We start from the raw sequence: 23,976 nt of genomic DNA, 5'->3' as shown, positions 1-23,976 counted from the left end.
CCTGCCTATCGGCCCTTGCGTGTATTGCGTATTTTTGTACTTTTCAGAGTACTCAAACTGCTGCGCTATACCAAAAGTATCAATCAGTTCGTAGAAGTGATTACCAACAAGCGTTTTGAACTTCTCACACTACTTTTCCTTCTCTTTTTTATTGTCACGACAGCAGGTATAGCGATTTATGTGCTTGAAGAGCGTATCAACCCCCATATCAAATCACTTTTTGACGCCATTTACTGGTCTCTTATCACGATCTCGACGGTTGGGTACGGAGACATTTCTCCTGTAACCGATGCCGGCAGGACGATTTCAATGCTGACGATCATCAGCGGTATCGCGATGATCTCTTTTGCCACCTCCGTGATCGTTTCTGCATTTTCGGAAAGACTGATCGAGCTGAAAGAAAGCCGTATTATAGAGCAGGTGAACAAAAGCCGCTCGTTTCTCATTATCTGCGGATACGGACAGATGACGAAGATGTTCTTTCGCCAGAAAAAAGAGAAGATCGACGACTATATCATACTCGATAAAAGCCTTAAACGTGTCGAACAGGCAAGACGGGACGGATATCAGGCGGTACAGGAAGATGCCAGCCGTTTTGAGACTTTGAGCAAATTCAATGTCGAATATGCCAACATCACCATACTCTGTCTGACCGGCAGTGATGTTGAAAATATTTATATTACACTGAATGCAAAGAGTATATCCCGCAAGATCAAAGTGATCGCCAGGGTGAACGATATCAATATCGTCAGCAAATTCAAGTATGCGGGGGCAGATCATCTGCTCATGCCCAACCAGGTGGTCAATACCATGATCCGGACAGCCATTACGCAGCCGACAATGTATAAAGCTATCCATGCCATTCTGACAGGAAAAAGTGTAGCGCGGATCGATGAGATACATGTGCATGAACGCCACACATTTGTCGGGAAAAGTGTTGCGACACTGGATTTCAGGACAAACAAACTGCTTTTTATCGGCATAGAACGTGACGGAGAATTCATCTTTAATCCGCCCGTTTCAGAAGTGATCCAGAGTTATGATATTCTGCTGCTTATGGGGCGCCAGATCAGTCTGGAATATTTTAAGAACAGATATGCGGGAGGACGATGATGGCTGAACGGTCGATTTTGCTTTTTGGCTATGGCAGCCATGGAAAGTTCATAGCCAAAGGATTGCATGAAGATGGCTTCAGACTTAAAATTGTCGAATCCAGGCAGGAGTATTATCTTCAGGCAAAAGAAGATGGATTTATCGATGTGGAACATATGGATGTCACCAGTGACTCCCTGCTTGAAGCCCTGAACCCGCAGCACTTCGAACAGCTGGTCTGTGTCATGGAGGATGAACATCTCAATGTTTTCCTGACACTCTCCCTGCGTTCCCTTTTCAAAGAAAGCTATATTCTCTCCATATCGGATTCGCTGCATACGACCAAGAAACTCAAGATGGCCGGGGCAAACAAGGTGATCGACCTGTATGAGGTCAGTGCCAATAAAATATACAATATCCTCAGCCGTCCGGTATCGACCAAGATCCTTGAAGGGATCGTACTCGACAGAGAAGGGATCACCTTTCGGGAAATGCTTATTCCGGAAGGCTCTTTTCTTCACGGTATGATGACAGATGATGCCGATTTTTCTCCCTACGGTATTTTACTCATAGGTATGATCGACGAAGAGCTCGGGCACACATTTGTTTTTATTACGACCGGGATTAACCACAAACTTGATACGGGAGATACACTGGTCTGTATCGGCCCCAAGGAAAAACTTGATATCTTTGAAGAAGAGATCAAAAAGGAGAAAAGCGTATTATGAAAATGGCAGTAATCGGCGCAGGAAAATGGGGCAAGGCACTTTACCATGCCTACAGCCAGAACAATGATGTTGTCATCCATTCCCGAACACCGCGTGCTATAGAACATTTTGTTTCTCTGGACGAAGCATTGGACAGAGAATATCTTGTCATGGCCATACCGGCACAGTTCGTCCGGACATGGATGGAGGAGCATTTTGAAGACAGAGGGCAGAAAGTCCTGGTAGCCGCCAAGGGGATAGAAACATCCACAGGTGCCTTTCTTAACGATATTTACAGCCAATTTCTCCCTCAAGAAAGACTGGCTTATATTTCCGGTCCCACATTTGCAGCAGAAGTACAGCAGTCACTGCCTGCCGCCCTGATCATCTCTTCTGCCAATCTTGAACTGGCACAAGTGTTTGCAGACCATCTTCCCTCCTATATCAAAGGATATATCGATGACGATGTGGTCGGTGCCGAAGTTTCAGGCGCCTATAAAAATGTCATTGCTATTGCCAGCGGTGTATGTGACGGACTGGGGCTTGGAAACAATGCCCGTGCGGCACTGATCTCACGCGGTCTGGTAGAAATGGCACGTTTCGGCAAGACTTTTGGTGCCAGAACCGAAACATTTCTCTCTCTGGGCGGTGCGGGGGACCTTTTTCTGACGGCAAGTTCAAAACTTTCCCGTAACTACAGGGTGGGTCTCGGTCTGGCTGAAGGCCGGAGTATGAAGGACATACTTGAATCACTCGGAGAAGTGGCAGAAGGTGTCCCTACGGCCAGAGCACTGCACAAAATCGCAGAGGAAAAAAAGATTTATCTGCCGATCGCACAGGAAGTTTATGCCATGATCGAAGAAGGTAAAGATCCGCGTAAAAGCGTACATGATCTTTTGGGATAAACCTTAGTTTTATTACGATAGAATACCCCTTTAAAGGGGAAGGGGTATATGTATTTGAAACACTTATTTTTAGTATTACTGCTATTGAGCCAAGTAGCTTTTGCAGGATTTTTCAGCGATGATAATGAAACAAAAAAAATAGAACTTCCTACCCATATTATCCGTTTTACCGGAGAAAAAGTATTTAGCGCCTCCGATCTGCTCGATGCAGTAAGTGCCGAACATAAAAGTTTTTATCAGTTCTGGAAAGACGATACGGCACGCATCAAAGACAAACTGCTGCCTACTCTGAGCGAAACGCTTCGGCACTATTTTGACTCTGAAGGTTACTATGATGCCAGATTCAAGATCAAAGAGACCAATACAACAGTGGATGTTGCCGTCAAAGAAAATGAGCCAGTGCGTGTCGGAGACATCAATATCAGCAGTGACTACAATATTTCAGGGCTGATACCCTTGAAAAAAGGCGATATCTTCCGTGCAAAAGATTTCATTCAGTCGAAGGCGAATATTGTAGATGAAATGCTTAAGCAAGGTTATTGCAGCTACGATCTCGATACCAAAGCCTATGTTGACCTCGACCGCCATAAAGCCGACTTGAAATATGTGCTTAAAAAAGGCGGTATCTGTACCTTCGGCAAAACAAATATCAAAGGGCTGAAAACGATTGATAAAGATATTGTGGAATCCCGTGTCAGGGCCAAGGAGGGTGATCGGTTCAACCTCGATCTTGTGAAAGACAGTTACCGCAGTCTGTATGGACTGAATGCATTTGACTCGGTCCTGATCGATGTGAACCGAAAGTTTTTCAATGTTGTACCGGTCGATATCGCCGTTTCGGAAATGCAGCAGCCATACCATTTTGAAGCGGGAGCAGGCTATGACAGCTATGTCGGTGCGCGTGTACATGCACAAGTCATAAAACACAATTTTTTCGGCAATGCGCAGCAGTTTCAGCTCGATCTTGCCTGGTCACAGCTCGAGCAGCTCGCGGTGGTCAGTTTTTTCAAACCTGTAGTCTGGTCTCCGTTCGGTTTCTATCTTGATCTTGGTGCGAAAGGCGGTTATTCCAATCTCGGCTATGACGGCTTTTGGGAAGAAAAAGTGTTTTTCAGAACCTATCTCAACCATGTTTCGGAACGTCTCGATATCAAAGCGGGTATCGCCGTTGAGGCGATCGATATTACCGAACGTGATGACGGCAAACCGAAACTGCCTCCCGAAGGATACAATCTTTTTCTGCTGACCTACCCCTATGTGGATCTGGTGTATGACGGCAGAGATTCCAAACTCAATCCAAAATACGGATATTATCTCAGAGCATACGGTGAGTGGGGCATTCCGACAGATTCTGAAACGAGCGATTATCTCAAAACACAGCTGGAAGCAAGAGGGATTTACACCGTTGCCGACCTGACACTCGCCGTAGTGGGGAAAGTGGGGCTTATCAGTATGGGGAACGAGACGAACAACAGAGGCATTCCCGAATCGAAAAAGTTCTTCGCAGGGGGCATGTACTCTAACCGTGCATACGGCTTTCGGGAGATCGGTGTGATCACTTCCCCGACTACTGACCTGACCAATGGTGCGCTGACCATGGCCAATTTGAGTTTTGAAGCGGACTATCCTGTCTGGGGTGACCTGTATGCGGCAGCCTTTACAGACAATACGATGCTCAACAAAGATTCCGGTGATTTCAGCGGACCGATCATTACTACCGCAGGTGCGGGTATCCGCTATATGACCCCGGTCGGGCCGTTCAAGCTCGATGTCGGTTTTAACGTGCATGACCCTTCTATCTATGGTATCCAGTTTCAAATAGGACAATCATTCTAATGCTACGTACAGCAAGTACACTACAGGAGACACTACATGCAGAGGTTTAAAAAGTTTTTTTACGGCTTTTTGATATTTTTTGTGATACTGCTTGCGGCAGTGGTCTTTGCCGCCAACTCTTCATGGGTCATCAAGAAGGCAGCTGACAGGTTTGCACCCGATTACAATATTTCCTATTCGGATATTACGGGCAACCTTTTTACGGGTGTCCAAATAGACGGCCTTGCCTTTGACGGCCGGCCTCTTATCGATACTGTACGTTTTTCATGGGATCCCTCCCGCCTGCTTTACAAGCGCCTTCAGATCAACACCATTGTACTCGATGGTGCCGATGTGGACAGTATCAAAACACTGGCTGCTTCCTTCCCTGCCAGTGATGAAGACAACAGCACCTCCAGTCCGTTTCCTCTGGTGGTCAATGTGGGAAAAATGCATATCACACTCAAGCCTTTTAGGGAACAGGGGATAGCATTCAAAAAAACCGTTGCAGATATGAAAGACTTTTCCTATGCGGCAGACAGTATTGCTGTAGGAGATCTTCGGACAGCTGTAGACAGCAACCTTACCGATATTACTCTCGATGCCTCCCTGAAAGACCGGACTTTGCTGATCAAGGCTCTGTCCGTCAAGGATATCGATACGGAAGCGCTGCAGAAGCATTTTCTTACAGAAGATGACAACAGGAGTGCCGCACCGCATACTGCTGCAACGCCACAGACCGGTAACAAAGAGCCGCTGAATGTTTTCATCCCCCTGCATGTAAAATTGAATCATTTTTTTGCTTCTGTGAAGCCGCGTTTCTACAAAAATGCGAAGATCGGGAAAATAGAACTGCATAGCAGCGGATTGAATGTTGATGTGTTAAAAATACTGGATCAGAAAGCCGAAGCTGTCGAAATAGCAAATCTTTCTGCACAGGCAGAGAGCAGTATAGGTATGATTGACATGGATGCCAACTGGAAAAAAGATACAGTTACGATCGAACATCTCACAGCGAAAAAGATCGATACCAAGGCACTCCAGACACTGTTTGCCTCTGAGGACAACAGCACTGCAGACGAAAACAATACAACGGCTACAACGGTACAGGAGCAGAATACTTCCAAAGAAATGAATCCGATGGTACCGCATTACGTGCTGATCAGATCGCTTGACACTTCATTGCTGCCAGCCGTCTATGCACCGGTACATCTTTTGGATTTTAGGCTGAAGGCTGACAATCTCAAACTCGATACCCGCAAACGGCTCATAGAACAAGGTGCCGTAGACTTGAATGCGACAAGCAATCTGAGCAATGTACTTTTTCAAAGCAGTATCACCGACAATGTACTGAAAGGCGAAACACATATCACACCGAACAAAGCGCTTTTTACCCTGTATGATCTGCCCATCAGAAAGGAAGCTGTAGGTGATATCGTTATTGGTATTGATGCGTCGCCAAAGCGGATCGTTGCCGACCTGAAAGCAAAGGCGGAACAGCTCCTGCTCACACAGGAGAACAATGAGCGCAATGCAACGGCATTCAATGTCGATATTGATTCGCTTAAAAGCCATGTCGTCTTTACGGTGAAAGATAAAAAACTCAATGCCGATACGAAAATAATACTTACAACGCCGTATGCCAAAAATATTTCTGTGAGCAATATTTTCGTGCTGGACAGGAATATCAGCTATCATGGTGAAGTTAAGGCCAAAAAGATCATCGGTCTGGATGCCAACCTGACCAAGCCGCTGCAAAATCTTCATATTGTCTATAAGGGAGACGCTCAAAGTATTGATACCCGGATCACTTCGGAAGGACTCAGCGGCGCATTCGTTTCCAACGATTTCAAACAAGGCCGTTTCCATCTTGAAACGACCCAAGCACTGCTGATCGACAAAATGGCTCCGCTTCCTCCCCAGCTGGAAGGGGCAAAAGCCAATTTTCAGATAAATGTCCCGGTCAATTTTGCCAAAATAACGCCGATCAGGGGAACAGTGAAGCTTACTTCGAACCTGACCGATCTCAATGCTGAGATCTTCTATGCGAAGAACATCAAAGTCAAAGCAGTCAGCACCATACCCAAAGATTCTCTGTTAAAGAATTTTGACAAAAACATAAAATGGAATGCTCTCAGCCCAATGAACATCGATCTGGCACTGGGGGCACAGGCATTTGATCTGACACTGAAGGCAAATGCCCTTGCAAGCACTCTCGAGTATCTTCCACAAACAGGCAAAGTTGACGGAAAGGTCAAACTGGGCGGTTTGACCACCGTGGTGAGCGGGAATGCCAAAAAGAAGATTGCCATACGGGCAAAAGTAGATTCTTTTGAGTCACTGATGAAGAGTGTCCAGAATTTTTATACGATTGAAGGGCTGCCGAAAGTGGAAGGCGGACTGAATCTCTCGGTAGACATCAATGCACTCAAATCGGCTGACCTGACGCTCTCTTCTCCCCAAATCATTTACAATCCGGACAGAGATACGGAACATATTGTCAATAATGTGAAAATGGTTGTAGCAATTGACAAATCAACGATACTTTTGAAGCAGTATACACTGACTTACCAGAAGATGAAACTCTTTGCTACAAAACCATCCAAAGTAACGATGAAGGATGATATGGTCACCATAGAACCGTTCTGGCTGAATGACCAACTGCAAGTCACGGGAAATTACAACCTGAAAACGAAAAAAGGAAAGATCATTGCACAGGCGGATAAACTGCATATTGCACAGGAAATGATCGATCTTGACAGTAAGATAGCTGTCACGACACTGCTTGATGGAGAGAAAACGATTGTTAAAGGCAAGATAACACTGCTTGACGGTACCATCCATTACGATATGGGAAAAAAGAGTTTTGCCTCTGACAGTGATATTGTCATTGTACAAAATGTGAAAAAAAAGGAAGCCAGTCCTTTCATGGACAACCTTTCGATCGACCTGAAGATCGATTCGGTAAAACCGCTCATATACAAAGAGGGGCCTGTCGATATGAAAGCCTATGTGGATTTGAAGGTGCTGAAGACAGGACATTCAGATTTGCTGGTCCTGGGTTCTGTCAAATTGAAACAGGGTGGCAGTTACGAGTTCCAGGGAAAACGCTTTGTCATAAAAAAAGGCAATATCTATCTGACTGGCAATCCAAATATACCGATCCTCGATATTGAAGTGACCTATCAGGCACCCAGCCATCTTATCACGATCGCTGTTGCGGGAACACCCGAAGCACCGGTGCTCAACTTCTCTTCCCGGCCTTCTCTGACCCAGGAGCAGATACTCTCTGTCATTCTCTTTGATTCCGAAGCGGGAGCCGGAAGCAACAGCAGTGAAGATATGATGAAAATGATGGGGGGTGCCATGGCAAAATCGGCCCTTTCCGATATGGGGGTCAAAATAGACCATCTTGTGCTTGGACAGCATGGGAATGTGGAAATAGGCAAAAAACTCACCAAAAAGATCACCGTGATATATATCAATGATGAAATACCGAGTGTAGAAGTTAAATACCGGCATTCCGAGCGTACGGAAAGCATATTGAAATTCGATGAGATTTCCCAGTCATACGATATTGTCTATAAAAGAGATATGAGTGCCGATGATATCATAAAGTTCGCAGGCGGGAAAAAGAAAAAATAGCCGTTTTGGGACAGCGGTCCCCTTAAGAAAGTCTCTGCTTGAAATCCCTATAACCGAATTCCCGGACCACTTCGATATGTCCGTCTGGCCTTTCTATGGCAATGTCCGGCAGTTTGATACCGTTGAAGGTGGTCGCTTTTACCATAGTGTAATGCATCTGGTCTTCAAAGAAGATCCTGTCACCTGTTTTTAACTGTGCATCGAAACTGTAGTCTCCCATAATATCTCCTGCAAGACAGGTATTTCCTGCAAGACGGTAAGTATAGCGTTTTTCTCCGGCTTTGCCCGCACCGCGTACTTCCGCCCGGTAAGGCATAATGATGGTGTCGGGCATATGGGCTTCAGCAGAAGTGTCGAGTATGGCAATATCGATACCGTTGTGCACAATGTCGAGTACGGTAGCGATCAGCGGTCCTGTTTCCCAGCCGACCGCTTCTCCCGGTTCAAGATAGACTTCCACACCGTAGCGTATTTTAAATTTTTTGATCAGGGTGATCAGCTTTTCCGTATCGTAGTCCTTACGGGTAATATGGTGACCTCCTCCAAAGTTGATCCATTTCATCGCTGCAATATATTTTCCGAATTTGTGTTCGAAATGCTTCAAAATATTTTCCAGTGCACTGCTGTCCTGCTCACACAGTGCATGAAAATGCAGACCGTCAAGCTGTGGCAGCAGGCTTTCATCAAAATGATTGAGTGTGGTACCGAGTCTGGAATGAAGTCCGCAGGGATTGTAAATCTCCTTGGGTGATTCCGAATATTCTGGGTTGACACGCAGTCCCAGCGAGAGTGCAGGGTTGACTTTTTTGGCTTTGGCGGCGAAATGTCTGAACTGGGCGGGAGAGTTGAATACAAGATGATGCGACAAGGCTGCGATCTCTTCTATCTCTTCTTCTTTAAAGGCAGGTGCATAAGTGTGTACTTCTTTCCCGAATTCCTCATGTGCCAGTTTGGCTTCATATAAACCGCTCGCGCAGCAGCCGTCAAGATACTGTTTTATAAGCGGAAAACTTTTCCAGAGGGCATACCCTTTCAGGGCAAGCAGTATTTTTGCATGGCTTTTTTCTTCGATCATCTTGAGTATTTCAAGGTTTTTTTGCAGTTTTTTCTCTTCGAGAAGCCAGCAGGGGGAGGGCAGGTTGTTTATCTCTGACTTATTCATAAGAAATTATAACGATATAAGCTAAAATATTTTGATATAATAGTCAAAATGCTAAAAGAGGTGATGTGATGAAAGTAAGAGAAAACGAAAAAAAACGTGACCATATACGATTTAACGGACATGATATAGCTCTGGTCGCAACTATGCTTGATCGATTAAACAGTACGATCGATATCATGTATTTTCTTATGGAAAGAAAAGAAGAAAGGGCTTTTGTTATCATGCTTATTTCTGCTGAAGATATCGATATGGAAGCTTTGATCGGGAAAGAGAAGAGGGAGACGGATATCATGTTCGAGATCGATGCCGGCGAAAATCTCTATGCGATCGTCTGTCAGGATACCCAGATAGACGGAGGGTACCATTTTGCCGAACGCTTAGTGCAAAAAATGATGGAAAAAGGGGGAAAACATGTTTACTGCAGTGAACTCGAAGTACGTTCGACAACCTACAAAATCCGCTATATCATTTATCGTCTTATGGAACTGTTTATTCAGACAAAACAGAACTCTCAGGAGAATGAAGTCGTATTCAAAGCTCTTAATTAGAAATATCTTTTGCATTGAAATGAAAACAAGGGGCATCCTTAAGCAATTTTAAGCTAAAATCGCGTCCAAATAATGGCGTACGTTGACCGTAGCCAAAACAGATAAGGATAATCGGAATGAAAAGAACATACCAACCACATAACACACCAAGAAAAAGAACACACGGTTTCAGAACAAGAATGAAAACAAAAAACGGAAGAAAAGTGATCTCTGCAAGAAGAGCCAAAGGCAGAAAAAGACTATCAGTATAATACGGCTGACGGTACAAGACCATTAGCAAGATCAAACATTTTACGCGTATAAAGACCAGTAAAGAGTTTAACGGAGTCTACAAGCACTCCACAAAAACATGGCATACACCTTACTTTGTACTTTTCTACAAGCGTTCAGAAATGTACAAAGTCGGTTTTGTAGCCAGTAAAAAAATAGGAAATGCAGTTCACCGAAACAGAGCAAAGCGTTTGCTAAGAGCACATTTCATAGAAAATACCGGTTTGCTGAAAAGCGGATCATATGTACTGGTTGCAAAACCTGCCCTTCTAAGCAAAAGCTTTTCAGAGATAAGAAAAGCCTGTCTCCATGCACTTAAAAAGTGTACTGCACTGCAAAATCCTTAGCACAATTTAACACAGTTAAGACTATACTATCATCGTCAAAGATATATAACAAAGGTACAATTTTGGAACAACAAGATCTGAACAAACGACTCCTTCTCGCACTTGCCCTCTCCTTTTTGGTATTCGTAGGATACAGTTATCTCTTCCCCCAGAAAAAAACGCCTGTCCAGGCCGAGCAGAATATAACCGCCAATCTGGCTCCCAAGGCTGCTGCAGCTGAACCAGCGGCAGCGAATAAGCCTGCGGCAGCTGCGGTGAGAACCGGTCAAGCCCCTGCGGTAAAAGAAAAGGGAAAAGTTCTGGCAACAGTTACGTCCAAAACATTCAAAATGACCATTGATGATTTCGGCCGTATTTCCCAGTATGAATTGCTTGAAAACAAATATAACGATAAAGAGGGGCACAAGGTGCAGATCCTCGGAGCAAACGAGGTCAAACCGCTGGAGATACGTTTTTCCGATACAAAGCTGAACGATGAAGCGTTCAAGGTGCCCTATACGCTCAGCGGTACACCGGATATCGATGTTTCAACCTCCGCACAGGTAGTCATATTGACACAAAAGCTTTCTACCCTGACCGTAACAAAAAAGATCACTATCCATCCTGACGGCTCTTACGTTCTGGATGTCACTACTTCTTCTCCTGCACCGTATTTTATTACACCGGGACACAGACCTATGGCGGACAGTTCACGCTACATGCTTGTCAGAGGAGCACTGGTTGAAGGCGCAGATGGCGTCATTACAACCATTCCTGACGGAGATGCCAAGGGGACCGAAACATTCAAAAAAGCGAAGATCGCTTCGGCTTTTGACCGTTATGTCGCGACAATGTTCTATAATTTTAAAACAGGTATGGATGTTTCCATCCTTAAAACAGGCAAAGACGACCCGCTTATCTTTGTAGCCGGAGGACAAAATACCCATCTTGGCGGCTACATTGGACCCAAAGAGTACAAGACGCTGTACAGGATCAACCCGAAACTGACCAATACGATCGAGTTCGGATGGTTCACTTTCCTTTCAAGACCGTTCTTTAAAGTACTTTTATGGATTCACGGGATTATCGGAAACTGGGGATGGGCGATCATTCTCTTTACCCTGCTTGTCAAACTGACACTTTTCCCTCTTTCCTACAAAGGAATGATGTCAATGCAGAAGCTGAAAGACCTTGCACCGAAGATGAAAGAGCTCAAAGCGAAATATAAAGGCGATCCTGCCAAACTGAATGCACAAATGATGGAAATGTATAAGAAGAACGGTGCCAATCCTATGGGCGGATGTTTGCCGATGATCCTTCAGATCCCGGTTTTCTTTGCACTGTACCGTGTATTGCTCAATGCCGATGAACTGCAGGGGGCTGTCTGGATACATGGCTGGATCAACAACCTTGCCGGTGCGGATCCGTACTATGTCCTTCCTGTACTGATGGGTGTTACTATGTGGTTCCAGCAGAGAATTACACCGAATAACTTCACCGACCCTCTGCAGGAGAAGATCTTCAAGTGGTTCCCTGTACTGATGGCAGGTATGTTCATTGTGATGCCTTTCCCTTCAGGGTTGGTACTCTATTGGGTCGTGAACAACCTTTTCACCATCGGTCAGCAGTATGTCATCAACAAAGCATATGCCAAACACAAAGCAAAAATGATTGCCGCACACAAGAAGGAAAAGGATAGCTGATGAAAAAAGTTGAAGCCCCTACGCTTGAGGAGGCGTACGAGAAAGCTGCAACGCAATTAGCCTGTTCTGTCACTGATCTTGCTTATGAAGTGATCCAGTATCCTTCCGCCGGTATCCTGGGATTTTTAAAGAAGAATGCGGTGATCGTGGCTACATGCAAACGTGTTCCCCCGGACAGTCAGGACACCTCTGCTCCGGAAAGCAAAACATTCGAAAGTATAGAAGAGAATGTCGCTTCAGAAATTATCGCGGCTGTCACAACCAAAGATGAGCCTTCTCCCGTGCAAAAAGAAAAAGATGCCGTACTGGACAGTTTTTTCGATGCAGACAATGAAGAAGAAACAGAAGTATGCGAAGAAGAAAGTGTGATATATGATGAGTTGGCAAGACTGATCGAAGATGAACTCAAGGAACTCTTTTCTTATGCCTGTTTTGCGATCGATGTGGTGGAAGTGGATGTGGTTGACAATACGGCACTGATCTTCATCGACGGTGACGATGCCGCCCTGCTCATAGGGAAAGAGGGCTATCGCTACAATGCGCTTTCCTATATGCTGTTCAACTGGCTGCATACCAAGTATGAACTTTTTATCAAACTTGAGATCGCCGAATTCCTTACTTCTCAGCAGGAAATGATCCGAAACTATATCAAACCTGTGATCGAGAATGTTGAAAAGAACGGAAGAGGAAAAACACGCTCGCTTGACGGTATTCTGGTACAAATCGCACTAGAGCAGCTTCGCGAAGCTTTCCCGAATAAGTATGTTGCAATCAAAACCGGAAAAGCAGGCAACAAGTTCGTTGTTATCAATGAATTCAACAACAAGAGCCATGCATAACACCATTGCCGCCATAGCAACTGCCCATGGCGTCTCTTCCATCTCCATTATCAGGGTCAGCGGCGAGGCTGCTCTGCAGATCGCTGACAAGATTTCGCACAAAGAAAAGATCATTCCCCGGTATGCCCATTTAACACCGCTCTACAACAGCCATAACGAACTGATCGACCAGGCGGTCATGATTTATTTCAAAGCACCTTTTTCCTTTACGGGAGAAGAGATTGTGGAATTTCAGTGTCACGGCGGAATGATCGTGGCACAGGAAATCCTCGATACTATCCTTTCTTATGGTGTCCGTCTTGCCCAGCCGGGTGAATTCTCCAAACGGGCTTTCCTGAACGGCAAGATAGATTTGAGCGAAGCAGAAGCGATTTCCAAACTCATTGAAGCCAAAAGTGTGGATGCGGCCAAGATCCTTGCGCGGCAGATGAAAGGCGAGCTGAAAGTATTTGTCGAAGAGAGCAGAGAAGCGCTGCTGCGTTCGCTTGCCTATTCTGAAGTGATGATAGACTATGCAGAAGAGGATATTCCCGAAGATATTATGGAAAGTATTGTGAAGCAGTTGGACGGACTGAGCGAACAGATCACAAAGATCGTTGATGCCAGCTACAGAAGACGGGGCCTGATAGAAGGTTTTAAAGTAGCGATCATCGGCAAGCCAAATGTCGGCAAAAGTTCTCTGCTCAATGCGCTGCTCTCGTATGAACGCGCTATTGTCAGTGACATTGCAGGTACGACCAGAGATACCATTGAAGAGCAGGTACGCATCGGGTCTCATATTATCAGACTGGTCGATACGGCCGGCATACGCGAATCTGAAGATACCATAGAAAAGATCGGCATTGAGCGTTCTATGAATTCCGTAGAAGATGCCGATGTGATCATTGCGCTTTTTGATGCATCGAGGGAATTTGACGATGAAGATGAAAAGATTGTTTCCATCATTGATGCATTGAAAGAAAAGCATGTGATCGTTGCTGTCAATAAATCAGATCTTGAAATGAAACTTGACCTGTCTAAACTGGAGCGTTATACTCCGCTGGAAGTCAGTGCCAAAAAAGGTTTTGTGAAATTGACGGCACAGATGGAAATACTGCTCGACAGTATAGGAGAAGGCGAAGAGCTGATGCTGATCTCTGCACGTCAGATCGAAGCGGTGAACAGGACCAGAGATGCTATAGCCCAGGCCAAAGAACCGTTAATGCGCGGTGAACTGGAATTCTTTTCCTACCATCTTCAGGAAGCGGTCAAAGCGCTTTCCTCCATTTCCAAGCCGTTTGACAATGAAGAAATACTGGACAAGATGTTCGGTGAATTCTGTCTGGGAAAATAAAATGCAGTTTCTGAACGATATTCTGGCTATTAAAAATATTGAACTGTATGCCATTGTCATACTGTTCTTTTTCACCCTCTGGTTCATCCGAAATACCGTGAAGTACTATCATGGTGAAAAACGGAAGGTCAAAAACCTGCATCGCTTTGCCAAAGAGGGTGAAGTCGATGCGCAGCATGACCTTGCAAAACGCTACCATAAGGGAAAGTTTGTCAAAAAAAACTGTGAACGCGCAGCATTCTGGTATCAAAATGCTGCCTTGAGAGGCGATAAAGAAGCCAAAGGCTATCTTGAAAATTTTTTAAATACCCATCAAAAGAAAAAGTGTTAATAGTGTATAATGGCGCTTATTTATACTAAGGAAACAGTTTTATGACAAAAAAACAGTTATTATTTTTATCTCTTGCCTCCCTGATGTTCCTCTTTTCCGGATGTGTCAACGAAAGTCTTGCGCTGCCGGGAATGGGTTCCTCTTCGAAGCCGTCACAAAGCGGCAATACCTGGGCAGACGAAACCAATATCAATGATGTTTATATTGATGACTTGGATGAGAACAACAATACAGCCACAGAATCCGAAACCATGATCACGGAAGAAAGCCCGCAGTCAGTGGTCAAACGTATTCCTTTCCCTGTCGGTGAATATACCCGTCTGGCCCGCATAGGAAAAGGAACGGTCAAAGGAACGATCTATATTACAGATTACTCCGGCAATAAAATTCCCGGAAAAGAGACCAGACTCTATCTCAATCCGGCTACAAGCTATTCCAACCAGTGGTACAAAGAGAGTTATATCGGCGGTAAAAAAATGGAAAAAGCCGATTCCAGACTTTTTAACTATCTGCGCTTTACCGCCTCGGACAAGAGCGGGAATTTCGCTTTTTACGGTGTGCCGACCGGAAGCTACTACCTGATCGGCACAGTGAAGTGCGGTACGGAATGCGGTTACGATACGCCTAAAAATATCCGCATAGCCAAGAAGATCAGCATTCGCGGCAACCAGATCCTCGAAGCAGATCTCGCCAGACCGGTGGATTGATAGAAACAGATATGCGGTGTATGCAGTTGATGGGGGGGGAGTGGTGGTTTCTATCATCTTTATTCTTTCTCGCCGCGTAGGGTACGTAGACATCCACACCACCGCAACATAATCTTTATTTACCCGGATACGCCTCTTCCAAAGCAGCATAAAGCGCCTTGAGGTTCATCTCTTCTTTCTCATCCAAAATACGCTGCATCGTTACATTGTCTTCTTTTCCGTTCCATGTCTTGATGTAGGTGCCTTCTTTGTAGCCATGGTCCTGTCTGAACTGGTTGAGAATATTCTTTCCGACATAAAGCTTGTAGAGGCTGTCGAGGTTCAGCCCTGACTGGATGGCGACATCGATGAAGGCTTTCATCAGTTTTCCGGTCGGTTCATTGCAGAAGAGTACTCGCATCAGGTTTTCGACCACTTCGATCTGCTCATAATAGTTCTTTGTCGTCGGGATGATCTCTTCAAGGAAGCTCGGGTAATTCTCCAGGCTGCAAATGGTGTCTGCAAGATCCTCGATATTTCCCAGTGCTTCTCTCTTGTAATCTTCAAGTCCCTGAGACATGATGAAGTGCCAGATGTCTACCGCTTCGATCTTGATGTTGGCATAGTCCGGCTCTGCGTCAATGTTCTTCCAGTGTTTCCAAGGGTAGCTCTCAATGAGTTCGGCACACTCCAGGTAGGTACAGCGTTTTCAGTCGATGATTAATAAAGTTAATTATGTATAATACCTCTATGAAAAAAATATAATATGATGAAGAAATCATTCTAAAAGATTGAAATAAGTGTTGATTGTACTATATAGACGAAGGAATTAGATGCAAATAAAAAAAATGGTTTTATGGTTAATAACACTTGCTGCAATTATAACTGCCATATCTGTAGCAATTTTTAGCTGGACGGATAAGGCAGGTATATATATTAGTTTAGCTTTTTTTATAATATCAACAGGTTCACTTTTATATTTAACAAAAGAGTCAATTACAACTTCAAAGTTGATGGAAAGATTTGAAGATATTATTGTTGGTTCAATAGGTGTTGGTTTAGATACAATTAAAAAATTACAAGATCATCCCCCAGCGAAAATTGCAAGTACAACTAGCTCAAGGTTTCAATTTATTGGAGTTGCAGGTAATAAGTTTTTAAAAGATACATTTGAAAAAAATGATTTTTTTAAAACAAATAAAATAGAATCAAATGTTCAAATTATTCTAATGGATCCTTTTGCAAATGAAAATGATATGTTAGGTTTAGATGGTGCAAATACAAATATTAGAAAAAACATTATAAAAAGTATTAAATATTTAAATGAATTAAGACAAAAAGGATATAAGTTTGAATTACGTTTATATCCAAGAGTTCCACCTCTAAGGCTTATGATATGTGATGGTAAAGCTGTTGCAATGTCAATGTATACACCTGATGTGAATGGATGGCAAAATGCACAGCTTATTTTTAAAAAAACATCTGATGAATCTGATACCTCATTAGCTCCTCATTTTGCTTCATTGTTTTTAGATATGTGGGATAAATCTCTTAGTTTTAGTTTAGAAATACGAGGAAATGCACTTGAACCATTACTGAGTACAAACATTAGGACTACAATTGTAAATACTGATAGAGATATACCTAATTTTGGTATGGTTCATGGTAGATTTCAACCATTGCATCATGAACATTTAGAATATATATTATGGGGTATTAATAATAGTAAAAAATGTATTATAGGAATCACTCAACCTAATATTGACTTATTGTCAACTACTGAAGGTGAGAAGCATAGAATGGAAGAAAGTGGAAACCCTTTTTCATATGAAGAAAGGAAAATGATGATTACTCAAAGCATAAATGATTTAGGTATATCTAAAGATAGATATGAAATCATAGAATTTGATGTAGATAAATTAGATGAATCTATAGAAAATATAAAAAATATTAATGGTGTCATAAGCATAGAAGATGTAGTTCAGTTTATGAAAATATTTTCAGATTGGGAAAAAATAAAAAAATCTAAATTTGAAAGTAAGGGTTGTGAAGTCTTTGAGATTCATGAGACAACAAAAGAAAAAGCTGTTAAACATGTAACAGGAACTTTAGTAAGAGAATTGATACGCTCCAAAAGAAATTGGCAGGATTATACTCCATCTGGTACAGAGGTGATTGTCTCAAAAATTGAGAATGGGTAATTAGTGATGGTGTTAAATGATAAAAGTATTATTAAATATATAGAGAAAAAAGAAATATACATTCAGCCATTTTCATTAGAATATGTAAGACCATCTTCTTATTGTATGACATTAAATAAAGAAATTTTTATTTTTGAAAAAACTGATAATTGTATAAAATTATTTGATGAAAAGAGCTATCCTAAATATAAAATAGTAGTCATTAGTAAATCAAACCCATATATATTATCTCCGGGTGAATTTATTCTAGCATCTACAAATGAATATATAGGTTTATCAAATAAATTCACTGGTTTTCTTTCAAATATATCTGGATTAGCTAGATTAGGTCTAAATGTATTATTGTCAACGCATATAGCATCTGGATTTGGTTTTACTAAAAAGAAACAGATCATTTTAGAGATGCATAATAATTCTAATTGTGATATAGAAATAATTCCAGATATTAGGATATGTCATTTGGTTTTTGTACAAAATATTTCTAAAAGTACAAAAGGATATGATCATCTTTATCCAGAAAAATATATAGATAATAAATTATCTGAATATTATAAATAAAAAATTATTTTTACCTACGGGAGTGTAATAAATTCTGTGTCAACACCTCTAATCCTGTAAAATTATACCAAATTTAAAGCATCTTTCAACCTGTCCTTAAAGTGAATATTGAGTTGAGAGATTGTGAGACTCCAGTTCCTGATCGGCATTGTCCATTTTTTCTCAGCATTTCTGATACTTGCAAAGAGCACCTTTAAGAGATTATTATTCGGTAGGAAAAGTATTTTTTGTTTTGCTAAGGGGCTTGGAATTGGCGATGTACTGATTCAATAATATTTGTCGTGTAAATGATACGACGGATATCTTTTGAATATTGAAAATAATTTGAGAGATTATCACACTTTCCTCGCTATGATTCAAGGACAGTAGGATATTTTTTACCCTATTGTTCTTCTAATGAACTGTAAATAATTTTATACCTTGGTATTGTAGGAGGATTATGACTTATAAACTATGAATTCATTTATTAGTACTACCAAAACCACCTATTCTATTTTCTTCAATAGAAAATAAGTTTTTTAAATATTTGATACCATTATGTTGATGTAAGATAAGTTGAGCAATTCTATCTTTTTTAGATATGCTTTTGACTTCTCCTGTTGTATTATGAATAATTAGTTTAATTTCATCGGGATAGTCGATATCAATAATACCTACCGAATTTCCTATAATTAGACCTTTGAGTGCTAACGAACTTCTAATGTGTAATCCCCAATAATTTTGTTCCCGAAATGTTTCATTTGTATTTTTTTGAATCCATTCTTGGTCCAATGCAATACCTAAAGAAACTAGTTTTGTTTCTCCTGCTTCAATTATTACGTCTTCATTACTACAAACATCATACCCTGCTGAATATCTTGTTTTTCTTGTGGGTAAAATGCCGTCATTGATAGATAAAAACATGATTTTTTCCTTCTAGATATACTATATTTGATATTCTACACCTTCAACACTTATTTAGTACTTTTTAAGTAAAATATATCCCTTATTTTATATACTCAAAAGGACAGATTACATGTCACAACCAGTTGAAAACCTAGATGAAGTGTTAAAGAACCATAAGCTCAGCAAAGAAGAGTATGAAGATATTTTGAGGATCCTTGACGGCCGCCATCCCAATATTGTCGAGATCGGCATCTTTTCTGCGATGTGGTCCGAACACTGCTCCTATAAATCGAGTAAAAAATACTTGAACGGTTTTCCCACCAAAGCACCGTGGGTCATTCAGGGACCCGGTGAGAATGCCGGTGTCATCGATATTGGCGAAGGCATGGCGGCTGTCTTTAAGATGGAGAGCCACAACCACCCGTCATTTATTGAGCCTTTTCAGGGGGCGGCGACCGGTGTAGGAGGCATACTCAGAGATATTTTCACGATGGGTGCAAGACCGGTAGCCAACCTGAATGCACTTCGTTTCGGAAGGGTCAGGGGCGACAGTGCTGTCAACAAGTACCAGAGACACCTTGTCCGCGGTGTTGTTGACGGTATCGGAAGCTATGGCAACTGTATGGGGGTTCCTACTATTGGCGGTGAAGTGAGCTTCGATGAAAGCTATAACGGAAATATTCTCGTCAATGCTTTCTCTCTGGGGCTGGTCAGGTCCGATGAAATCTTCCTCGGTGTGGCTTCGGGTATCGGCAATCCGGTCATGTACGTGGGGTCCAAAACAGGCCGTGACGGACTTGGCGGTGCAGTCATGAGTTCAGATTCTTTTACAGAAGAGTCGAAGTCTCTCCGGCCGACCGTGCAGGTAGGCGACCCTTTCACGGAAAAGCTTCTGCTTGAAGCCTGTCTGGAACTTTTCAAGACAGACCATGTCGTAGGGATCCAGGATATGGGTGCCGCGGGTCTTACCTCTTCAGCCTTTGAAATGGCAGGGAAAACGGGTGCAGGGCTCATTATGCATCTGGACAAAGTACCTGCGAGAGAAGAGGGAATGACACCGTATGATTTCATGCTTTCAGAGTCTCAGGAACGTATGCTGATTTGTGCGAAAAAAGGTTCAGAGCAGGCGATCATCGATATTTTTGAAAAATGGGAGCTTGATGTTGCCGTCATTGGTGAAGTGACCGATACACAGAGAATGGAGCTTTTCTGGCACGGTGAGCAAGTGTGTGATATGCCCATAGCGCCTGTGAGCGAAGAAGCACCCATTCTTGACAGACCGATGGCAAGACCGGCTTATCTGGATGAAGTGAATGCCAAAACAGTGGACGACTATGCCAGAGTAGATGACCAGAAAGCCTATGAAAAACTGCTTGCCCCGCTTGAAGTGGTAGACAAGGCATGGGTCTACAACCAGTATGATTCCATGGTACAGACCAATACAACCAAACATCCCGGAAGCCTGGATGCTTCCTGCATCCGTATCAAGGAGAACGGCAGAGCCCTGGCTATGAGTTCCGACTGTAACCCGCGTTACTGCTACATCGACCCCAAAGGCGGTGCGGCTCTGGCTGTGGTCGAGTCAGGAAGAAATGTGGCGATGTCCGGTGCAAGACCGCTCTCTATTACGGACTGTCTGAACTATGGTAACCCTGAGAACCCGGAAGTGATGTGGCAGTTCGCACAGGGGTGCGAAGGGATCAAAGAAGCCTGTCTGGAGCTGAACACGCCGGTTGTTTCCGGCAACGTATCGCTTTACAACGAAACCAACGGTGTATCTGTTTTCCCGACACCTGCCATAGCGATGGTGGGACTGAACGACGATCAGAACAAAGTCCTGCCATCCGTCTTTCAGCAGGAGGGGAACAACATTGTGCTCATCGGCGAGACCAAAGGGGAATTCGGCGGTTCGCTCTACCTTAAAGAATTGTTTGGAGATACAGCGGGCACACTGCCTTCTTTTGACTACAAAACGGAACTGAAACTCTGGGAACTTGTCATAGAAGCGAACAAAGCAGATTTGCTGATGTCTGCGAAAGATGTGAATGTCGGCGGTATCGCCATTGCACTTTCCAAAATGGCAGCGGTTTCGGGTAAAGGTATTTCGGCAAAAATCTCTGTGCAGGAAAGCAGGGATATTTTTGATGAATCGCAGAGCAGGGCACTGCTTGAAGTCAGAGATGCAGATCTTGATGAGGTTTTGGTCATGGCATCAGGGCTTGGATTGAAAGCGGAGGTCATCGGCAAGGTTGGCGGTGACACGGTAAAAGTAAATGGGGTAGCGCTTCCGCTTGAAAAAGTGAAGGATGTGTATTTCAATACCTTTAAACGGACGATCGAACAGGATCTGTAGGGTGCGTAATCACGCACCATTTAAAATATGAAAAAAGAGAGAAAAATGAGAGCATTATTAAGTGTAAGCGACAAGAACGGTATCGTTGAGTTTGCAAGAGGACTGGAAAAACTGGGATGGGAGATCATTTCTACCGGCGGAACCTATAAAGCATTGTCAACGGCAGGTATCCGGGTGATTGAGATCGATGAAGTGACGAAATTCCCTGAATGTTTTGAGGGACGTGTGAAGACACTGAATCCCTATGTGCACGGCGGTATTCTGCATAAGCGGGGAGATGAAGCACATGTGGCCCAGGCTGAAGAGCTTGGTGTGGAAGGTATTGACCTGGTCTGCGTGAACCTTTATCCGTTCAAGGAGACTATCGAGAGAACAAATGATTTTGATGAGATCATTGAAAATATCGATATTGGCGGACCGACAATGGTACGTTCAGCGGCGAAGAACTTCAATGATGTGCTTATCGTGACTAATGTGAATGACTATGAAGAAGTGCTGGGTGCTTTGGAGAACGGACGCGATACTATGGAGTTCAGGAGAGGACTCATGATCAAAGCGTTCGAACATACAGCAGCCTATGACAGTATGATCGCAAACTACATGAACGGCCGTTTCAATAACGGCTTTGGCGCGTATCAGTTCATTACCGGAAAAAAAGTGTTTCAGACACGTTACGGAGAAAACCCGCATCAGGATGGTGCACTCTATGAATTTGGCAGCTTTTTCAGCGACAATTTCAAGCAGATAAAGGGTGAAGCAAGTTTCAATAACCTGACCGATGTGAACGGTGCCCTGAAGATCGCAGCGAGCTTTGGCGACGAGCCGGCTGTCTGTATCGTCAAGCATGGAAACCCATGCGGATTTGCGATCAAATCCACCCTGACAGAGTCTTATACGGAAGCACTCAAATGTGATCCTGTATCGGCTTTTGGCGGTGTGGTAGCGGTCAACGGTATTGTAACCAAAACCATGGCGGAAAAGATGAACGAAATCTTTCTCGAAGTGATTATCGCGGCAGATTTTGATGAGGATGCCGTGGCTGTATTCGAAAAGAAAAAACGTATCAAACTTTTCTCCCAGGGGAATGAAAAACTCATACTTGCCGGCGACAAGACAGACTTCAAACATATTGACGGCGGTTTTGTGTACCAGAATGCGGATTGCATTTGTGACAACGAAGTACACAATGCACATAAAAAATCGGAATTGACGGCCACAGAACAGGAAATGAAAGACCTTGAAATTGCGTGGAAAGTAGCGGGACTGACCAAGTCAAACTGTGTGGTTTACGTGAAAGACTCTGCTATGGTTGCTGTGGGGATGGGTATGACAAGCCGTGTAGATGCGGCACAGTGTGCCCTTAAAAAAGCCAAAGAGATGGGTCTGGATGTTTCAGGCGCGGCCATGGCTTCCGAAGCGTTCTTTCCGTTCAGAGACTCGATTGATGCAGCCGCCGAGGCAGGTGTCAAGGCGATCATCGAACCGGGAGGCTCCATCCGTGACGACGAAGTCATTGAAGCGGCGAACGAGCATGGTATTGCTCTTTATTTCACCACGGTAAGGCACTTTTTACACTAAAAAGTATGAACGTGGGAACACCCGTAGGGTGCTCTCCCCTGACAGCACCACTAACACAATATGGGTTTTTTCAGAGCATCGAACATTTCGGTGCCATGGGGCACAGCACCCTACGCAGATTATGCACTATGACAAATGGTGATGTTTAAACTGATACATCATAATAGATGCTGCGATGGCCACGTTGAAACTTTTGATACCTTCTTCCATCTCTATGGTCACGACTTCATCACACAGTGAAAGTATCTCCTCCGATATTCCCAACTGTTCATGTCCCATCAGCAGTACCCATTTCTGCGGCACTTTTACCTGTGAAAGCGGGGTGGAGTTTTGGGTAACTTCCGCTGCAAAAATGCGGTAGCCCCTCTTTTTCAGTGCCTGTATGGTTTCTTTGATGTCATCATAGCGGTGAAATTTGAGTTTGCCTATATGACCCATGGAAACGCGGAGTGCACGCCTTGCGTACGGGTGCGGTCCCTGTTTGGGGATAAGGTAGGAACCTATGCCCAGTGCAGCGGCAGAACGGGCTATGGCACCGATATTGTCTGTATTGCTGATCTCATCGAGCATGATGATCTGGTCGTCCAGCAGTTCCAGCGGGGTTTCTGCCGGGCGTATGCCGTGCATCATGACATTGTGGTGCAGCCGGTGTCCGACGATCTGCTCCAGCACAGCTTTTGGTGCCACATAGGCAGCAGGGATCGTATATCGTTCCAGAAAGTCTCGATGGGTATCGTAATAGGCCTGTGTCGCAAAGATACTTTTGATCACAACCCCCGATTCTATGAGCAGACCAACTACTTTGGGACTGTCTGCAATGAAGGAACCGTCTTTGGAAAAAGCATTTTCCCTCAGCCTCTGGTATATCTGCACTTCCGGCAGGTCAATATCGTCTATATAGATAAAATTCATACCGTATTGTACAAAATATTACCCTCTTTTGATGATACTGCCAGTAAAAATATTAAAAATAATACCATGAAAATATGTAAACTTGATTGACATTGACTAAAGTGTTTTGATATAATACTCTCAAAAT

21 protein-coding genes are annotated in these 23,976 nt (G+C 43.5%); 17 read left to right on the top strand and 4 right to left on the bottom strand.

Translation table 11 applies throughout. The features are described from left to right. From F8L24_RS07125 to F8L24_RS07105, 5 genes are all read left to right on the top strand, one after another. The coding region (locus F8L24_RS07125; protein WP_294953737.1) for a potassium channel protein at positions 1-1,113 on the top strand (1,113 nt) is incomplete at its 5' end. After that, positions 1,113-1,820 carry an NAD(P)-binding protein gene (locus tag F8L24_RS07120; RefSeq protein ID WP_294953735.1) on the top strand — a complete coding sequence of 236 codons (708 nt, stop codon included), beginning with the start codon at positions 1,113-1,115 and terminating at the stop codon, positions 1,818-1,820. The genes F8L24_RS07125 and F8L24_RS07120, both read left to right, overlap by 1 nt. Continuing rightward, positions 1,817-2,704 carry an NAD(P)H-dependent glycerol-3-phosphate dehydrogenase gene (locus tag F8L24_RS07115; RefSeq protein WP_294953732.1) on the top strand — a complete coding sequence of 296 codons (888 nt, stop codon included), beginning with the start codon at positions 1,817-1,819 and terminating at the stop codon, positions 2,702-2,704. Before F8L24_RS07120 ends, F8L24_RS07115 begins: the two co-directional genes overlap by 4 nt. 48 nt (positions 2,705-2,752) lie before the next feature. Next, a complete protein-coding gene (locus F8L24_RS07110; RefSeq protein ID WP_294953729.1) occupies positions 2,753-4,540 on the top strand; it encodes a BamA/TamA family outer membrane protein in 1,788 nt (595 codons plus the stop codon). Between the two features lie 36 nt (positions 4,541-4,576). Then, positions 4,577-8,164 carry a translocation/assembly module TamB domain-containing protein gene (locus tag F8L24_RS07105; protein WP_294953726.1) on the top strand — a complete coding sequence of 1,196 codons (3,588 nt, stop codon included), beginning with the start codon at positions 4,577-4,579 and terminating at the stop codon, positions 8,162-8,164. Between the two features lie 22 nt (positions 8,165-8,186). Here the strand turns inward: F8L24_RS07105 and nspC are convergent, their stop codons facing one another. Continuing rightward, positions 8,187-9,326: a carboxynorspermidine decarboxylase gene (gene nspC, locus F8L24_RS07100; RefSeq protein ID WP_294953723.1), complete on the bottom strand. Its 1,140-nt coding sequence runs from the start codon at positions 9,324-9,326 to the stop codon at positions 8,187-8,189. Between the two features lie 68 nt (positions 9,327-9,394). On the opposite strand from nspC, the gene F8L24_RS07095 reads away from it, so the two are divergent. The 8 genes from F8L24_RS07095 to F8L24_RS07060 all read left to right on the top strand — a co-directional run bounded on the left by F8L24_RS07095 (position 9,395) and on the right by F8L24_RS07060 (position 15,383). Then, complete coding sequence (locus F8L24_RS07095) at positions 9,395-9,874, top strand: hypothetical protein (protein WP_294953720.1); 480 nt, start codon at positions 9,395-9,397, stop codon at positions 9,872-9,874. Between the two features lie 116 nt (positions 9,875-9,990). Further along, positions 9,991-10,125, top strand: a complete 135-nt coding sequence (gene rpmH, locus F8L24_RS07090) for a 50S ribosomal protein L34 (protein WP_012083326.1) — start codon at positions 9,991-9,993, stop codon at positions 10,123-10,125. A 21-nt stretch (positions 10,126-10,146) separates the two neighbouring features. Continuing rightward, on the top strand, positions 10,147-10,491 hold the full coding sequence (gene rnpA / locus F8L24_RS07085) for a ribonuclease P protein component (RefSeq protein ID WP_365937978.1): 345 nt from the start codon (positions 10,147-10,149) through the stop codon (positions 10,489-10,491). A gap of 62 nt (positions 10,492-10,553) precedes the next feature. Next, entirely contained in the window at positions 10,554-12,173 is a 1,620-nt protein-coding gene (yidC, locus tag F8L24_RS07080) for a membrane protein insertase YidC (RefSeq protein ID WP_294953713.1), read from the top strand. Beyond that, on the top strand, positions 12,173-13,012 hold the full coding sequence (locus tag F8L24_RS07075) for a Jag N-terminal domain-containing protein (protein ID WP_294953710.1): 840 nt from the start codon (positions 12,173-12,175) through the stop codon (positions 13,010-13,012). The genes yidC and F8L24_RS07075 overlap by 1 nt, the downstream gene beginning before the upstream one ends. After that, positions 13,005-14,345 carry a tRNA uridine-5-carboxymethylaminomethyl(34) synthesis GTPase MnmE gene (gene mnmE / locus F8L24_RS07070; protein ID WP_294953746.1) on the top strand — a complete coding sequence of 447 codons (1,341 nt, stop codon included), beginning with the start codon at positions 13,005-13,007 and terminating at the stop codon, positions 14,343-14,345. Before F8L24_RS07075 ends, mnmE begins: the two co-directional genes overlap by 8 nt. A 1-nt stretch (position 14,346) precedes the next feature. Further along, a complete protein-coding gene (locus F8L24_RS07065) occupies positions 14,347-14,676 on the top strand; it encodes an SEL1-like repeat protein (RefSeq protein WP_294953707.1) in 330 nt (109 codons plus the stop codon). A 41-nt stretch (positions 14,677-14,717) separates the two neighbouring features. Further along, positions 14,718-15,383: a carboxypeptidase regulatory-like domain-containing protein gene (locus F8L24_RS07060; protein WP_294953704.1), complete on the top strand. Its 666-nt coding sequence runs from the start codon at positions 14,718-14,720 to the stop codon at positions 15,381-15,383. Positions 15,384-15,498: 115 nt separating this feature from the next. Here F8L24_RS07060 and F8L24_RS07055 read toward each other — a convergent pair whose 3' ends face one another. Further along, a complete protein-coding gene (locus F8L24_RS07055; protein ID WP_294953743.1) occupies positions 15,499-16,056 on the bottom strand; it encodes a dUTP diphosphatase in 558 nt (185 codons plus the stop codon). 139 nt (positions 16,057-16,195) lie between these two features. Between F8L24_RS07055 and F8L24_RS07050 the strand changes: the two genes are divergently transcribed. Together F8L24_RS07050 and dcd are read left to right on the top strand one after the other, a co-directional pair. Beyond that, positions 16,196-17,563, top strand: a complete 1,368-nt coding sequence (locus F8L24_RS07050; protein ID WP_294953701.1) for a hypothetical protein — start codon at positions 16,196-16,198, stop codon at positions 17,561-17,563. Between the two features lie 6 nt (positions 17,564-17,569). Next, complete coding sequence (gene dcd, locus F8L24_RS07045; RefSeq protein ID WP_294953740.1) at positions 17,570-18,121, top strand: dCTP deaminase; 552 nt, start codon at positions 17,570-17,572, stop codon at positions 18,119-18,121. A gap of 459 nt (positions 18,122-18,580) precedes the next feature. Here dcd and F8L24_RS07040 read toward each other — a convergent pair whose 3' ends face one another. Beyond that, on the bottom strand, positions 18,581-19,024 hold the full coding sequence (locus F8L24_RS07040; RefSeq protein ID WP_294953699.1) for a hypothetical protein: 444 nt from the start codon (positions 19,022-19,024) through the stop codon (positions 18,581-18,583). A 112-nt stretch (positions 19,025-19,136) separates the two neighbouring features. On the opposite strand from F8L24_RS07040, the gene purL reads away from it, so the two are divergent. Together purL and purH are read left to right on the top strand one after the other, a co-directional pair. After that, entirely contained in the window at positions 19,137-21,359 is a 2,223-nt protein-coding gene (gene purL, locus F8L24_RS07035; protein WP_294953696.1) for a phosphoribosylformylglycinamidine synthase subunit PurL, read from the top strand. A 45-nt stretch (positions 21,360-21,404) separates the two neighbouring features. Next, a complete protein-coding gene (gene purH, locus F8L24_RS07030; protein ID WP_294953693.1) occupies positions 21,405-22,937 on the top strand; it encodes a bifunctional phosphoribosylaminoimidazolecarboxamide formyltransferase/IMP cyclohydrolase in 1,533 nt (510 codons plus the stop codon). Positions 22,938-23,063: 126 nt separating this feature from the next. Here purH and F8L24_RS07025 read toward each other — a convergent pair whose 3' ends face one another. Further along, positions 23,064-23,849 carry an RNA methyltransferase gene (locus tag F8L24_RS07025; RefSeq protein WP_294953690.1) on the bottom strand — a complete coding sequence of 262 codons (786 nt, stop codon included), beginning with the start codon at positions 23,847-23,849 and terminating at the stop codon, positions 23,064-23,066. Positions 23,850-23,976 lie beyond the last annotated feature (127 nt).

Origin of the sequence: Sulfurovum sp. (assembly GCF_015493435.1) — a bacterium.
GTDB lineage: Bacteria > Campylobacterota > Campylobacteria > Campylobacterales > Sulfurovaceae > Sulfurovum.
The sequence above is the reverse complement of the archived record's forward strand: the minus strand, read 5'-3'. Positions and strand labels throughout refer to the sequence as shown.

Bases quoted from the DNA above. Each gene is read 5' to 3' on its own strand.
- F8L24_RS07040 (WP_294953699.1), bottom strand. From the start codon at position 19,024: ATGTTTTTATCTATCAATGACGGCATTTTACCCACAAGAAAAACAAGA.
- F8L24_RS07105 (WP_294953726.1), top strand. From the start codon at position 4,577: ATGCAGAGGTTTAAAAAGTTTTTTTACGGCTTTTTGATATTTTTTGTG.
- dcd (WP_294953740.1), top strand. From the start codon at position 17,570: ATGGTGTTAAATGATAAAAGTATTATTAAATATATAGAGAAAAAAGAA.
- F8L24_RS07075 (WP_294953710.1), top strand. From the start codon at position 12,173: ATGAAAAAAGTTGAAGCCCCTACGCTTGAGGAGGCGTACGAGAAAGCT.
- mnmE (WP_294953746.1), top strand. From the start codon at position 13,005: ATGCATAACACCATTGCCGCCATAGCAACTGCCCATGGCGTCTCTTCC.
- F8L24_RS07050 (WP_294953701.1), top strand. From the start codon at position 16,196: ATGCAAATAAAAAAAATGGTTTTATGGTTAATAACACTTGCTGCAATT.
- purH (WP_294953693.1), top strand. From the start codon at position 21,405: ATGAGAGCATTATTAAGTGTAAGCGACAAGAACGGTATCGTTGAGTTT.
- F8L24_RS07025 (WP_294953690.1), bottom strand. From the start codon at position 23,849: ATGAATTTTATCTATATAGACGATATTGACCTGCCGGAAGTGCAGATA.
- F8L24_RS07060 (WP_294953704.1), top strand. From the start codon at position 14,718: ATGACAAAAAAACAGTTATTATTTTTATCTCTTGCCTCCCTGATGTTC.
- F8L24_RS07115 (WP_294953732.1), top strand. From the start codon at position 1,817: ATGAAAATGGCAGTAATCGGCGCAGGAAAATGGGGCAAGGCACTTTAC.
- F8L24_RS07120 (WP_294953735.1), top strand. From the start codon at position 1,113: ATGGCTGAACGGTCGATTTTGCTTTTTGGCTATGGCAGCCATGGAAAG.
- purL (WP_294953696.1), top strand. From the start codon at position 19,137: ATGTCACAACCAGTTGAAAACCTAGATGAAGTGTTAAAGAACCATAAG.
- rpmH (WP_012083326.1), top strand. From the start codon at position 9,991: ATGAAAAGAACATACCAACCACATAACACACCAAGAAAAAGAACACAC.
- nspC (WP_294953723.1), bottom strand. From the start codon at position 9,326: ATGAATAAGTCAGAGATAAACAACCTGCCCTCCCCCTGCTGGCTTCTC.
- F8L24_RS07065 (WP_294953707.1), top strand. From the start codon at position 14,347: ATGCAGTTTCTGAACGATATTCTGGCTATTAAAAATATTGAACTGTAT.
- F8L24_RS07110 (WP_294953729.1), top strand. From the start codon at position 2,753: ATGTATTTGAAACACTTATTTTTAGTATTACTGCTATTGAGCCAAGTA.
- F8L24_RS07095 (WP_294953720.1), top strand. From the start codon at position 9,395: ATGAAAGTAAGAGAAAACGAAAAAAAACGTGACCATATACGATTTAAC.